This window comes from Salipiger sp. HF18, assembly GCF_011806505.1.
Taxonomy (GTDB): Bacteria; Pseudomonadota; Alphaproteobacteria; order Rhodobacterales; family Rhodobacteraceae; genus Salipiger; species Salipiger thiooxidans.
Genome location: NZ_JAATOS010000085.1, coordinates 1 through 13250 on the forward strand (window position 1 = coordinate 1; position 13250 = coordinate 13250).

The window sequence follows — 13250 nt, forward strand, 5'->3', positions numbered from 1 at the left end:
GAACGGCCGGAGGATCGCGCCATCACGCCTAGCAAGACGGAAAACAATTCCGCTCGCCCGACTATTTCAGCACCCTGATAGGTAATAGTCGCGCCCCTTTTCAGCGGCGGCCAGATTATCGAGTTTAGGGATGGATTTTCGGAGGGCAAAGGTAAGGGCGTCGAAGATCGAGCTCTTGCCAACTCCGTTTGGTGCGGAAATCGAGCTTACCGCGTCCGGCTTGAATTTCAGGACGAGTGTTGCGCCTTGGTTGTTGATCCCACGAAAGCCTTCGATCTGAAGCTGCTCAAGAAACCAGCCGATCGGCGGCGCGATGGGTACTGACGGAGGGGGTGTTATCTCCTTTTCGACTGCTGCAGACACGCTCGCCTCGTCAGCCGACGCCGCTTCCGCGGCGCCAGATGCCGCTGCTTCAGCCTCAGCTGCTAGCAGGGCGGCCATGAGGATGTCCAAGATATCCTCACGCTTCATCGGAGTCTCGGACAGGTCGGCAAGCAAGGGCGTCAGAGCTGCGGCCAGATCAACGTCGAGTTCTGCTAAATAGGCGGCAAAGACTTCCAAGTTCGCCTCGATTTGCGCGGTGTCTTGGAAAGCTAGAGTTGGTTTGATCTTGGCCATGATGAACAATCCCTAAAAAAGTTCTACCGCGACAATCGAGAAGCGTCACTTTTGTTTGTAAATGTTCGCGCTGAAAAATTGCCAGTGATGGATGTGCGGCTTTCAAGCTGGCACCAATGCTAGGCGCGAATGCCTTGGTGTGCGCAGTATCGCCGAGAGGGGGAGTGACGCGCGGGTCCAGGTGGGAATATGAGGGATGACCTGCCAGGAAAATCGCCATCGAACAGGCGGGTACATAATCTGGTTCATTGCTTCCATCGTAGTCAAGTTCATGCTGCGACATCTTCCGAACGGCCGCTTTTGAGTATGCTACTCCGCAGCATCAGGCGAGGGCGGCCGGCTGGTTTGGGCCGATCTGGTATCTGTGCTTGTCGTTTCGCAGTTTCGGCGCCTGCTATCCACCCGCCATGTCATCGCCGCGAACGACGCCAACCAATCTGCGGAACTCACCGTCATCAGACGCCTGCTTCCAGAAGTTGATGAAGCGGCAGACCAACTGCAGGTTCTCCTTGGCGTAGTGTCCATTGCTGTCGATGCGGTCCAAGGAGGGCAGCATGTTGTCGTCCGTCTGTGCGCCTCGGAACTGGAACGGTAGGCCGGTGATGGCGCAGCGGTCTTCCTGGATGGTTAGCAGGTCCCGGATCAGCTTGTCCAACTCCGCGTCGGACATGCGCAGCTCCTTGTTCTTGACTGTCGTCGGGACCACCTGGCCGTTGGAGTTGAAGACCGTCTTGCCCACCGAATACTTAATGTCGGCAATCGATTTCTCCCGGGCACCGAGGTAGCGCGCGTCGGCCTTTTCACCTTTTGCCAGTTCGCCTTTGGCTTCTTTACGCAACAGGGTCGAGAACAGCCACAGCAGGGAATGGGCGTCGATCAGGCGGACGTGGTCTAGTCCTGCCTGATCCGCGATTGGCTTGCGGAGGGCATGCAAGATCCCGTTGAACTGGCTGTAGTTCTCCCAGGTGCAATTGCGCAGGGTGCGGAATTCCAGGCCGATCTCGCCGAAGATATGGTCGAAGCCGGTGGGCTGGATCGGCATGAAGCGATCCATGTCCTTGAGGAAGAACAGGTAGGCCATCAGCGGGTATTTCGCGCCGGTCGCCTTGCTCAATTCGTCGAACAACGCGCCTTCGTCCCGGTCGGTTCGATAGAGCTGGAACAACAGGCGTTCGAGGGTTTGCAGGCCGGTGCCTGTTGTCGCCGCTTCGATCAGGGCGCGGTGGTCGCGGTTGGCGTGGCCATATTGGTTCCGCCAGAACACCAAGTTGTTCTTAAGGTCGCCATGTGTCGCCTGGATTTCGATGGCGTCGATGACCTTGGCGACGATGGCGCCGGAGCCAATCCGATCTTCCGTCCAAGTTTCAGCGCCGAGGCGGATCAAGGCCTCGGCGCGGAGGCGGGGCTTGTAGCTTTCCCAGGCGGCGATGAGTCCTTCGTCAAACCGCGTGAAAGGGGCGTCGAAGGCGGTAATCAGCGACTGGAAGCGGGCGAAGGCGCTGGTGAAATCCAAGCCCTCCAGCAGATCAGGCGCTTTGGGTGCTTTGGCGGGCGCGCCGTCGTACCAGTCGAGGAAGTGCTGAAGGGCTGTCAGGCTGTCGATTTCTACCCGCTGTGTGTCTGGCCGCTTCAAGGGCGAAAGGGGCCCGTTGATGTTCGAGTTGCCGTTGTTTCGTTCGGTCAGAAGCGCGACGCCGTCCAGATGAGGTGGCGCGGGTGGTTGAAACCAGACACGAGTGGTCTGGCTCGTGCGGTGGATGGCAAGGACGCGCCCGACTGGGTTTCGGAAACCGATGATGTAGTCGGTCGGTGCCTTTGCGGGATCACCGTAGCGGGAACGGAGGAGGCGTTCTGCCTCGGCGGGGGCAAGAGTCATTCGGCGGCTTTCAGGGTGTAGGAGGTGAGGGCCAGCGCCAACTGGCTTTGCGCAGGGTGTCACATGCTGGGCGAGCCCCATGCAAGCGTGCCCGACCCTAGAAAGTGGATGCCCGCACGCGCCAGCCGGGTTTCAGGGCGGAGCGTCGAAAGTGCGCCGACATATGCTCCGAGTTGGGCAAGGTACGGCTGGGCAGCTTCGACAGGGGAGGCCGGTGCAGGCGACTTGTAGTCGATGATCACTGCTTCTCGCCCATCTTGGCTCAGGCCGAGGAGATCGACCGTGCCGCGGACCCGGGTGCCGCCTGCAATCTCTGTGTCGAATGGAAGCTCAGGGTGCAAGTCGGTGAAGCCATGCTCTGCCAATGTCTCACGCAGGCTTCTCGCCTGTTCCGTGAGAGCTGCGAGGGTCTCTGGCGAGAGGCCGGTTGCTGCGCCCAGATCAATTGCCCGGTCAGGGCGCTGTAGAAAGACTCGCATGGCAAGGTGAAGCGCGCTTCCGCGCAGTCTTGCATCGTCGAACGCCTCGCGCGAGAGAGCGGCACCAAGGGCATGGGTCTCGAGAGACCATAGCGCTGTCGCCTCACCGCCGTCGGATGGACGCAGGAAGAGAGGCGCGCCGCGCGGACCTGGAGTTTCCGGGCGACCGGGTCGGACTTCAGCTTCGGTTGCTGTTTCGATGCCTTTGTCAGCGAAGGACTCGGGGAAGGCCTTGCCATGGTTGGTCAGACGCGCAGGATGCTTCGACTTTCCGACAGTGATTTCTCCGGTTCCGAGTTCGAGCTTCCCTTCTTCAACCAGCAGTCGTGAAACCGTGTCCGCGTCTTCCTTCACGTAGTCTGGCCATTCCAGAACCAGCAGATCCCGTGCGCGTGTCATGGCAACATAGGACAGGCAGCGCTCTGTTACCGCGGCGGGCTCGCAGCGGACAGCTGCGAAATGTGCGGCCACTTCCCGGCATGCAACAGCGGGATGATAATGAATGGTTGCCCGCTCGAGCAAAGTTTCGGGAGCGTCCCAACCGGTGAATTCGATCCGCAAGGTATTGGCGCGCTCTCCGACAGTCCAATCGAGCCCGGTCACACAGACCACGGGCCATTCAAGCCCTTTCGACGCGTGCCACGTCGCGATCTTCACGCCGAGCGCTGTCGAGCCGCTCGGATCGGGACGTGCATCATCGCCCGCATCCGCGCGGATCGCGAGCCATGCGAGAAAGGATCGGATGTCCCAGCCGAAGACACCCGAGGCCGCACGGGTGACGGGGTCTGCGGCCTCGAATGCTGCGGCCTCCGCGTCAAGGCGGGCGAGGTCGGCGTGGGCGCGGGCAGGATCCTCCAGCCCGGCGGCCCAGTCATCGAGACCGGCCTCGGTCCGCAGCCCCGCAAGCAGCCTTGCAGCGGTCCAACTGGATGCCCTGTCCTGCAACGCCCCGAGAGAAGCCAGCGCGGGATGCCCGGCGAGGGTGCCATCCAGCACGGCAGTCAGGGCGGCTTCCAGCGACACGGCCGCCGGGCCATGCGTCAGGAAGATGACGGCGGAAAAGGCATCTGATGGATCGGCGATCACGGCAAGCGCCGCCCGGGCGACGGTGACAACCTCCGAAGTGAACCAGCCATCTTCGGCGAGATCCACGGGGATGCCCAAGTGCGTAAGGCAGTCTGCGTATTCCCGCGCCTTGTCGTGCGTGCGGCACAAGATGGCGACATCCGAAGGCTGCACGGGTCGGGGAGTTTCCGTCGTCCTGTCGACAATCGTGCGTTTCTCTTCCAACAGGCTGCGAATGCGCTCGGCGATGTGATGCGAACCCTTTGCAAGTGGTTCTCCCTTGCTGGTCGCGGTCTTGTTCTCGACACGCATGACGTCGATCGGTATTCCGCCAGCCGCGGTACGATGAGGTGCCAGGGGCGCATAGTCCGGAAAGAGCCCGGCGCCGAGATCGTTAACGAGGTTCATGATCCCGGGGACAGACCGCCGGTTGGTGTCCAACGTATGCGCATCATTGGGGCGCTGCGCAGCAAGGGCCGCCGCGAGGCGCGCGTCGGCCCCTTGGAACCCCATGATGGCCTGTTTGCCGTCCCCCACCAGGACGACGCGGGGGGCGGCCTTTATGAGATGCGCCAAAAGGGCGAACTGAACGGGGTTGGTGTCCTGGAACTCGTCCACGATCACGCAGTCGATTCCGTCCATCATTGCCGCGACAGCCTCGGGACGGGCACGCAGAAGGGCCTCTGCCCGGGCGATCATGTCGCCGAAAGCCCCGGTTGCGGCCACGCGCGGCGCGCTTGCGGTTTTCACCGAAGGACAGAACCCGTGGCGCGAAGTCCGCCGTCTCCTGGCGATCGGCTTCGCGGGTGACCGTTTCCCGAGCGTGTCGGGGTCCGGTCCGTTCTGGCTGGAGCACGAGATTGACCTGATCGAAAAATGCTGCGGCATCGCCCCGCCTGGCCGCCGTGCATCGCTCGAACTTGCCCGCGCACGGCTGGATCGGCAGTTCGCCGCAGTCTCGGAAGGTATCGAGATCAGATGCCCCGTCCGTGATCGCGCTGGGGCCCGGCTGGCGCCTGCTGCCACGCTCGACTTGATCGCGCACAGGCTTGGGACAAAAGCCGAGGACCTGATCCGCCCCCTGTCAGAGGATCCGGCCGACTGGCTCTTTGACACCCACGTTCCGCTCCCGGCAGCGCCGCGGACTTTCCCGGCCGATCGCACGATCGACCTCAATCGCGACCTCACCGGCTTGCGCCTCAAGGAAGACGGCACGGTGCGCCCCCAATCGCCCTCGCGCCTCGACACGCTGCTCGTGTCTCCTCTCGCCTGGCTTCTTGGCGAACTGGGGATCGAGGACAAGGGGTGGGGGCCGGATGCCCTCGATGCGATGGTACGCGGATCGCTCTTGCACAAGGTGCTGGAAGCGCTCTTCCCGCCTGGTCCACCGCCCGATCCCGGCAGCATGGCGGAGGCTGTACCCGTCGCCATCGACGCCGCTATCGAGGATGATCGCGACTTGCGGTTCCTCGCGGCTCCCGCCTGGACGGTCGAACGCCGTCACGTCGCTAGCGACCTCACACGCATTGCCATCCGATAGGCCGAGATGTTGCAAGAAGCCGGCGCAACCATACACGCGACCGAGGAATACCTGTCCGGCGAGGCTTTTGGCATGGGGCTCCACGGCAAAGCCGACACCCTGCTCAAATTGCCTAACGGGACCATCCTGGTGATCGATTACAAGAGCGGCAAATCCACCAAACGCGTGAAGCGCATGGAGAATGGCTGGGACGTCCAGGCCGCGCTTTACGGAGACATGATCCGGGGCAGCGCGCTTGCGGAGGGGAAGAATGCTGTCGCCGTGGGCTACCTCAGCCTTGCGGACATGGTGGCCGTGACCAGCGGCACATTGGCCGGAGACCCCTTTGGTCCCCTGGACGCCGATACGCATGGCGCGGCGAAGGAAAAGCTTTCTGAAACCGTCGCAGCCCTGCGGCAGGGACGCGTCACGCTGAATGGAGCGGTCGACGCCAAGTTCTTCGATGACCTCGGGGTCGGTGCCTATGCCCTCGACAACACGATCGTGAGCGAATTCCTTTGGGAGGATGACCAATGACATTCCAGATCGTTGGGGCCGGTGCAGGTGCGGGAAAAACCTGGCACATCCAGGAGACGCTGAGGGAATGGGTTGCCGGTCATGCAATCAGACCCGAACGCATCCTCGCTGTTACCTTTACCGAGACAGCCGCCTCCGAACTCAAGGGCCGTATCCGCGGGGCCTTGCTGGCGGCAGGTCGACTTGAGGAGGCTGCCGCGATCGAGCGGGCCTATGTCTCCACCATCCACTCCCTCGGAAAACGGATCTTGACCGAGCATGCCTTCGCTGCAGGCCTGTCCCCTTCGTTGCGGCTGATCGAGGATGCGGAGGCCGAATTGCTTCTGCGAAGGGCAATGGCAGACGCCGAAACGCTCAGGGTCTTCACCGATAATCTCGAAGCGCATGGCTATGCTTGGAGTTATTCAGGTGGCGACGCCACGGACGCATTCCGCAAGGATCTGCGTGCCGCCATCGCCAAGCTGAACGAGCTTGGGGAATTCGGCGACGATCCGAAACTGCCTGCGCGCGCGGCCGAAGCCTTGAAGACCGACTGGCCAAAGACGGACGCGAGCGGCGACAAGCTGGATGCAGGCTTGCGTCGCTCCATCGAAGCCATGCTCAAAGCTTTCCCGGACGGGATTGTCGATTGGGCAAAGAGCGGTGCCGCAACAAAGGATTTCACGTCGAACAATCGTGACCTCCAGCGCGGACTGTCGGAGGATGCCTACACCGACTGGGCCTGGTGGCAGCGTCTAACGAGCCTTCGGGTGAAGAATAGGGTCCAGCCGACCCCGGACTGCTACGACGACCTTGCCGAAGCCGTGATGCAAGCCGCTGGGGCATTGCCCCGCCATCCAGGCCCGAAGAACGAGACGGCGCAACGCCTGCAGATGCTGCTCGCTGGCGCACAGGAGGTGCGCCGCCTGTTCGCGCAGGCCAAGCAACGGCTCGGCGTGGTGGATTCGGGCACGGTACCGGGACGGGTTGCTGCAATGAGACCAGCCCAGTCGACGGGGGCTTCCTCCGGGCCGCAGGTCATGGCCCGCAGAGCCCTGGCGATCTCCCCCGGAACGTGCGAGGCGATTGCGCGAAGGGTTTTCGCAAGTTCGCCACCCGTGGCAGGATGTCGGCGCAGAAGCCCGCGCAGCTCACCGTCGGAGGTCCCGAGACCCAGTGCATCAAGAGCAACGGCAGCCATGCCGGGCGCAGGCTTGTTCAACACCGTCAGGATGAGATGCAGTGCTTCGGTCGCTCGATCCCGAGCGGGTGCGCCCGGCAGACCTCCGAGGTGAAGACCCAGATTGGCAAAGACAGCCTCCGCGTCGACCAGCCATGCGGGATCGTCGGGCAAAAGAAGGCCGATCTCCTCGGCGCTATGGACTGTGCCATCGTCCAGCATGCGTTGCGCTCGCGCGGCGGCGTGGCGCAATTCCTCAAGGGGGTCGCGCAGGGCAGTGACGGAGATGGGCGCGCCTGGTGCCATGCCAGCGGATTGAAACGTCGAAAGAAGACCGGACCCGGCAGGGATTAGACCCGGGAACGCCCTCACATTCACCGTCGAGCCATGATGGCGCTCGAGCATTTCTGCAAGAGCAACTTCGCTGGCTCTGGCCCCGATCCGACTGCCGCTTGATAGAAGCGGTAATGGGGCGAGGGCATCTTCGGCCTTGCAGGATTGCGCGTGTGCAAGCGGTACCAGATCTTCGGGGAGACGTCCTATGTCTCGCCACAGATCACGTAGCGATGTCAGATGGGTGCGCGCACGTCCCTCGGGCAGACGATCCACCTCCACGGACGCGGGATCCAGCGCGGGCGCGGCATGGATCAGATCGCTCAGGGCTCTCGATACGGCGGCGATCGTGGCATCGGGAGCGACCGCAAGGCTCGACTACCAGGGAGCGCTCTTCGCCTCCCTGATAGCTGAGGTGTCTTCAAAGGCCGCAGGAGGTGGGCAGAGGTAGGTTTCGGCCAACAGCGCCGGGCTCACGAGACGGACTGCGCCAGTCACCGGGTGAACGGTTGAAATGGGATCAAGGGGCATCTGAATACGGCGGGCGCCGCGCCGCGCTGGCCGAGGGCAAGGAACGGCCGGAGGATCGCGCCATCACGCCTAGCAAGACGGAAAACAATTCCGCTCGCCCGACTATTTCAGCACCCTGCTAGGACGCGCGAGGTCGTCTGGTGGCTCTACGAGTGGAACACCGGTGAGAAACTGCCGTGCTGGAAGGACGGGCGCAAAGAGAAGATCATTTACGAGTAAGGCCCCGAGGCGCGCGCGGTTGCGTCTTTCGACGTATGGCAGGACAAGTGGTCGGAAACCCTTGGTCATGCGCGAACAGCTTGCGCCACTATATCCGGACAGCCGGATGCCACACGACCTGCTGACCTAAGCAGCCAGATTTTCCCGACATAGGACGTTGTCGGACCGGATAAACCGCGGCGGACCGCGCTGGATGAAGAGATCGGTCAGGGCGTTCAGGACATCGGTGGAGTTCAGTCGCCTGTCGACACGGATCATCAGCGCCTCCCGCGTATATTCATCGAGGATGTTGAGCGTCGGGTAGGCCCGGCCGTCACTGGTCCGGTCCTGAACGAAGTCGTAGGACCAGACGTGGTTGGGATGCTCCGGCTTCAGCCGCACGCAGGAGCCGTCCACTGCCCGACAGTGCATCACGAAGTGATGTCACGAGAGGGGCCAGCCAGAGCCGGCCGCGTTTCTTCTGCTTGTGTGGGACCTTGAGCCCTTCGCGCCGCCAAATGCGCGCCACCCGCTTGTGGTTCACCTGCCAGCCGGCACGCCGCAGCAGCAAGGCGACCCGGCGGTAGCCGTAGCGGCCATACTCCCGGGCCAGCTCGATGACGTCGGCGGTCAGCCGCTCCTCATCTTCCCGGCCCAGCGGTGGCTTGCGCTGTGTGGAGCGGTGCTGGCCGAGCACCCGGCAGGCCCGGCGTTCGGAGATGCCGAGTGTCTCGCACACATGCTCCACGCACTCGCGGCGGCGCGAAGGGCTTAGAAGTTTCCCCGTGCAGCCTCGGTCAGGATCAGCTTCTCGAGCGTCAGGGCGGACACCGCCCGCCGCAGCCTCAGGTTCTCCTTCTCGAGCTCCTTCAGCCGCGACAACTGTGCCCGGTTCATCCCGCCATACTGCTTCCGCCAGCGGTAGAACGTGTGCTGCGATATCCCGATCTGCCGCACCGCATCGGCCATCGACAGGCCCTGGCCATGCAGCACCTCGACCTGACGCAGCTTGGTGACAACGTCTTCCGGCTTCTTACGCTTTCCAGCCATTCAGTAGTCCTCCTGTTCGTCGAAATCCTATCGGATTTCAGGCTTCGTGGGTGGACCACTTCAAAGGGGCCGGATCATGACTGATTGGCCCCTAGTCTCCGCCCCAATGGCTGAGACCCTGACCGGTGCTAGCCGCGCCGCCGTCCAGCGCAACCTAGCCTGGATGGAAACGCGAGGCCTTATCCGCGAGGTGACCGGCAGGGGCGGTATCGGATGTGGGCCACCACCAACTGAAGACCCGCGGTCGTTGAAGCGTAGATTCGCGAAGGTGAGTTTCCCTTGAAATGGCATCGGTAACGCCTGCATGTTGTCATACAGTGCGCTCCTTTGCACAAGCGAGTGCACTTGGTGCGCGACAATTCACAGATGGACTATTTTTTTAATTTTTGCAGCGTTGTGGAAGCTCTCGAGACCAGAACCTTACCTTGTCTGCGCAGTGGTCCAAAGCACCGCCTCGAGCAGGACCGATCGCATAGCATTGTCAAAGCCCCGCACCAAAGCCAAAGTGTCATCCGTCTGAACCGGCGACGTGACGATAAACCGGCGAGAGGCTACGATTCTCCGGTCGGATTCACTGATAAGCGTCAACATGGCGCTAATGCGGACAACGAACGGCTCTGTGTCGAGCCCTCCCGGTTCTGCCTGAAACGCCTGCAGATCGGTCATCAGCGTATAGTCTGGCATCAGCCCTACACCTGTTCGCCCCACCAGACCAAAGCCCCCGAGGTTCTGAAACGACGCGACCAACAGTGATTGGACGAGCGCCGGCGCTGGTTCCGACCACCGTGCACCTGGAAGGTACTGGGCCTGAAATGGCAGCGGTTTGATCAGGATCCGATCTGTCGCGAGGACCCCCGCCGACACGGGCAGTTCGACCACCAGATGTGCACCGCCGGACCGGGCCGCAGATGCGGACACCGCGGGAGACAAGGTGTAGTCATCCAACGGTGCGCTGGCGTCGGATATGGCTGTCAGCGCGCCGCAGCTCGACAGGAAAGATAGGGCGAGGACAGCGATGACTTTCCGGATCAGTTCCATGGTATCAATTCCTGTATGTAGGGGTCTGATTGCCCAGCAGGAAACGCCCTGGATCGCTCGCGATCCGGGAGGTCAATGCATTGATATGTGCCACCATGGCGCGTGCCTCTGTGGCAAGGGCGCTGAACTGCGGCAGCCCGTTATTGGCAAAGGTTTCAAACCCGGCGGCCGAGCGGCCCAGCCTGTCGACTGCCGCGCCCAGCTGGTCCGTGATGGCTGGAAGATCATCGACAAGAACGCCATCGGCACTGGCGATGAGCGCCTGAAGGTCGACAAGGGTAGCACTGGCATTTGCCATCGTTACCTCGGCCGAGGCCATCACGGATTCGGTGCGCGTCGCCATGGCGTCGATTCTCGCGGTAGCAGTTTCGACGTTGCGCAGGATTGCGGTGATTGCGGCCCCGTTTTCCGGCGTGGTGAACGACCGGATATCGCGCATCAGCAGGATCGCCTCGGCCAGGACATCCGGGGCATCTGTCAGAAGGTTCTGAAATGCTGAGGGTTCCGAAGGAATCAGCGGTACATCGGCAGGCGGTACGACGCCAATGGGCTCGGCATCAGCGCGCCCTCCCGCCAATGCGACAAACGACACGCCGGTCACGCCCTGCGATGACAGTGTGGCCAAAGTGTCTTCGCGCACCGGGGTACTGGCATAGATCTCGATCCTGACCCGGACCAGCGCCGGATCATCACGGTCGAGTGCGATTGACAACACTTTGCCAACCTCAACTCCATTGTATCGAACGGTGCTTGCCTGCCCAAGACCCGCGACAGAGTCGAAAACGATGTCATATTGCGCGTAGGTCCGATCGATCTGGACCTTTGCCAGCCAAAGAGTAAATCCCATCACTGCAACAAGGCCAACAATCGTGAAAACCCCGACCAGCAGGTATCTGGCGCGCGTTTCCATCAGGTTGCCACGGACATTGGTTGGGCGGCGTGGGCGCGAGGGCCGTTGAAATAGGCATGTATCCAAGGCTGATCGACAAGGCGCATTTCAGCCATCGTACCGGTGACCATGACCTTGCGTTCGGCCAGAACAGCGATGCGGTCGCAGGTCGCGTGCAACGTATCGAGATCATGAGTGACCAGAAAGACCGTCAGCCCCAGAGCCTGTTGCAGCGCCTTGATCAGCTCATCGAATTCCGTCGCGCCAATAGGATCGAGACCGGCGGTGGGTTCGTCCAGAAACAGGATTTCGGGATCGAGCGACAGCGCGTGTGCCAGCCCGGCTCGTTTGCGCATCCCTCCCGAAAGCTCGGATGGTGATTTATCCCCCGCAGAGACGGGCAGACCCACCATCGCGATCCGCAGATCGGCCAGCGCATTACGGGTTCGGGCATCGACGCCACGCCGCTCTCGCATGGGGGCCGCCACGTTTTCGCGCACGGTAAGGGACGAAAACAGCGCGCCGCCCTGAAACATGACGCCCCAGCGGTTCTGCACTGTGCGCAGGTGCTCCGGATCGGCTGTTAGCACGTCAGTGCCCAGAACCGAGATATGACCAGCGTTTGGGACCTGCAAGCCGACAATGGTGCGTAGTAGCACGGATTTACCACTACCAGAGGTCCCTACCACGCCCAGAACCTCGCCCCGGAAAACATCGAGGTCCAGGCCATCATGAACCGCAGTCGTGCCGAACCGGTTAACTAACCCGCGGATCGTGATGATCGGCTCCAGGTTCATCAAATCCCCCAGACAGCAAAGAAGATTGAGAACATTGCATCCACGACAATGACCAGAAAGATCGCGGCCACGACCGATCGTGAGGTTCTGTTGCCCAGCGATTCGGTATCGCCCTTGACCTGCATCCCCTGATGGCAGCCGACAACACCGATGATCACCGCAAACACTGGTGCCTTGGCCAGACCAATCAACAGGTGCGACACGTCGGTATTGTTCAACAGCTGGGTGCGGAACATGCCGGGCGAAATGCCCAACTCGATCCAGGCCATCAACGCTCCACCAACCAGTCCAGCCATGTCGGCGATGAACCCAAGTAGCGGCAGCAAGATCACCAATGCCAAGACACGGGGCAGCACCAGCAGCTCGATCGGATCAAGTCCGAGAACGCGCATCGCATCGATTTCCTCGCGCATTTTCATCGACCCGATGGTCGCCGTAAATGCCGATGCAGATCGCCCCGCCACGATAACCGCGGTCAGCAGGATCCCAAGTTCTCGCAGGATCGAAATAGCGATCAGGTCGACGACGTAAACCTCGGCACCGAATTGTTTTAGCTGCGAGGCACCCTGGAATGACAGTACGATGCCGATGAGGAAGCCCATCAGGACCACAATGGGCACTGCATTCAGCCCGGCCAGGTGCATGTGATGAACCAGAGCTGTCAGGCGCAGCCGCGATGGATGCAGGACCGTCCACCCGAACTGGGCCATGACAAGGCCCAGAAATCCAAGGCTTTCAGCTATGCTTGAGGCCTTTTTGCTGACGGCTTCACCCAGTCCGACTAAACCATCTCCCATTGCATGATGTAGGCCGCGCGGTTGGTGGACTTTAGCAGCGTCCGCCATAGCGTCTGTCACCGTCTTAAGCAGCAGGGTCTGTGCTGGACTGGCCCCGATGACGGCAATCGTCTCGCCCCTGAGGGCCGCGGCATTGCGGCATGAGGCAATCAGCCAGGCACCAGCCGTATCGAGCACGCCAACGCCCGACAAATCGAACGCCTTGATAGTTCCCTCGCCCCCGAGGATTGTCCGCGTCGAGGCAAGGCTTGCCAAATTCACATCGCCCCGCAGGACTATGGTGCCGGGGATAGTGCCCCCGCGCGTGGTGTAGGAGCGTGGACCTTCGGAGAGGTCCGAGTCTGATCAGGATGCCACGGCGGGC

9 protein-coding genes and 3 pseudogenes are annotated in these 13250 nt (G+C 61.8%); 4 read left to right on the plus strand and 8 right to left on the minus strand.

What is annotated here, in order from left to right:
• Positions 1–66: 66 nt before the first annotated feature.
• The 3 genes from HC022_RS10030 to HC022_RS10040 all read right to left on the minus strand — a co-directional run bounded on the left by HC022_RS10030 (position 67) and on the right by HC022_RS10040 (position 4764).
• Entirely contained in the window at positions 67–618 is a 552-nt protein-coding gene (locus tag HC022_RS10030; RefSeq protein ID WP_167452326.1) for an ATP-binding protein, read from the minus strand.
• A gap of 394 nt (positions 619–1012) precedes the next feature.
• Positions 1013–2494, minus strand: a complete 1482-nt coding sequence (locus HC022_RS28750) for a hypothetical protein (RefSeq protein ID WP_217703949.1) — start codon at positions 2492–2494, stop codon at positions 1013–1015.
• A 59-nt stretch (positions 2495–2553) separates the two neighbouring features.
• A complete protein-coding gene (locus HC022_RS10040) occupies positions 2554–4764 on the minus strand; it encodes a UvrD-helicase domain-containing protein (RefSeq protein ID WP_167452327.1) in 2211 nt (736 codons plus the stop codon).
• On the opposite strand from HC022_RS10040, the pseudogene HC022_RS29075 reads away from it, so the two are divergent.
• From HC022_RS29075 to HC022_RS10060, 3 genes and pseudogenes are all read left to right on the plus strand, one after another.
• Positions 4736–6094 (plus strand): annotated as a pseudogene (locus HC022_RS29075) (PD-(D/E)XK nuclease family protein). The gene HC022_RS10040 and the pseudogene HC022_RS29075 overlap by 29 nt on opposite strands.
• Positions 6091–7368: a UvrD-helicase domain-containing protein gene (locus HC022_RS10055; RefSeq protein WP_167452330.1), complete on the plus strand. Its 1278-nt coding sequence runs from the start codon at positions 6091–6093 to the stop codon at positions 7366–7368. The pseudogene HC022_RS29075 and the gene HC022_RS10055 overlap by 4 nt, the downstream one beginning before the upstream one ends.
• Entirely contained in the window at positions 7365–7607 is a 243-nt protein-coding gene (locus tag HC022_RS10060; RefSeq protein ID WP_167452331.1) for a hypothetical protein, read from the plus strand. Before HC022_RS10055 ends, HC022_RS10060 begins: the two co-directional genes overlap by 4 nt.
• 885 nt (positions 7608–8492) lie before the next feature.
• On the opposite strand, the pseudogene HC022_RS10065 reads toward HC022_RS10060, so the two are convergent.
• Positions 8493–9365 (minus strand): annotated as a pseudogene (locus HC022_RS10065) (IS3 family transposase); the annotation flags it as partial.
• Positions 9366–9438: 73 nt separating this feature from the next.
• On the opposite strand from HC022_RS10065, the pseudogene HC022_RS29080 reads away from it, so the two are divergent.
• Positions 9439–9599, plus strand: a pseudogene (locus tag HC022_RS29080) (helix-turn-helix domain-containing protein); the annotation flags it as partial.
• A 186-nt stretch (positions 9600–9785) separates the two neighbouring features.
• On the opposite strand, the gene HC022_RS10070 reads toward HC022_RS29080, so the two are convergent.
• From HC022_RS10070 to HC022_RS10085, 4 genes are read right to left on the minus strand one after another with little or no spacing between them, the layout of a single operon-like run.
• Complete coding sequence (locus tag HC022_RS10070) at positions 9786–10403, minus strand: ABC-type transport auxiliary lipoprotein family protein (RefSeq protein WP_167452332.1); 618 nt, start codon at positions 10401–10403, stop codon at positions 9786–9788.
• A gap of 4 nt (positions 10404–10407) precedes the next feature.
• On the minus strand, positions 10408–11313 hold the full coding sequence (locus HC022_RS10075) for an MlaD family protein (protein WP_167452333.1): 906 nt from the start codon (positions 11311–11313) through the stop codon (positions 10408–10410).
• Positions 11313–12089, minus strand: coding sequence for an ABC transporter ATP-binding protein (locus HC022_RS10080; RefSeq protein ID WP_167452334.1), 777 nt, complete (start codon positions 12087–12089; stop codon positions 11313–11315). The genes HC022_RS10075 and HC022_RS10080 overlap by 1 nt, the downstream gene beginning before the upstream one ends.
• Positions 12089–13141, minus strand: coding sequence for an ABC transporter permease (locus HC022_RS10085; protein ID WP_254885036.1), 1053 nt, complete (start codon positions 13139–13141; stop codon positions 12089–12091). Before HC022_RS10085 ends, HC022_RS10080 begins: the two co-directional genes overlap by 1 nt.
• Positions 13142–13250 lie beyond the last annotated feature (109 nt).

Coding starts and splice junctions, on each gene's coding strand:
- HC022_RS10075 (WP_167452333.1), bottom strand. CDS start 11,313: ATGGAAACGCGCGCCAGATACCTGCTGGTCGGGGTTTTCACGATTGTT.
- HC022_RS10030 (WP_167452326.1), bottom strand. CDS start 618: ATGGCCAAGATCAAACCAACTCTAGCTTTCCAAGACACCGCGCAAATC.
- HC022_RS10055 (WP_167452330.1), top strand. CDS start 6,091: ATGACATTCCAGATCGTTGGGGCCGGTGCAGGTGCGGGAAAAACCTGG.
- HC022_RS10080 (WP_167452334.1), bottom strand. CDS start 12,089: ATGAACCTGGAGCCGATCATCACGATCCGCGGGTTAGTTAACCGGTTC.
- HC022_RS10070 (WP_167452332.1), bottom strand. CDS start 10,403: ATGGAACTGATCCGGAAAGTCATCGCTGTCCTCGCCCTATCTTTCCTG.
- HC022_RS28750 (WP_217703949.1), bottom strand. CDS start 2,494: ATGACTCTTGCCCCCGCCGAGGCAGAACGCCTCCTCCGTTCCCGCTAC.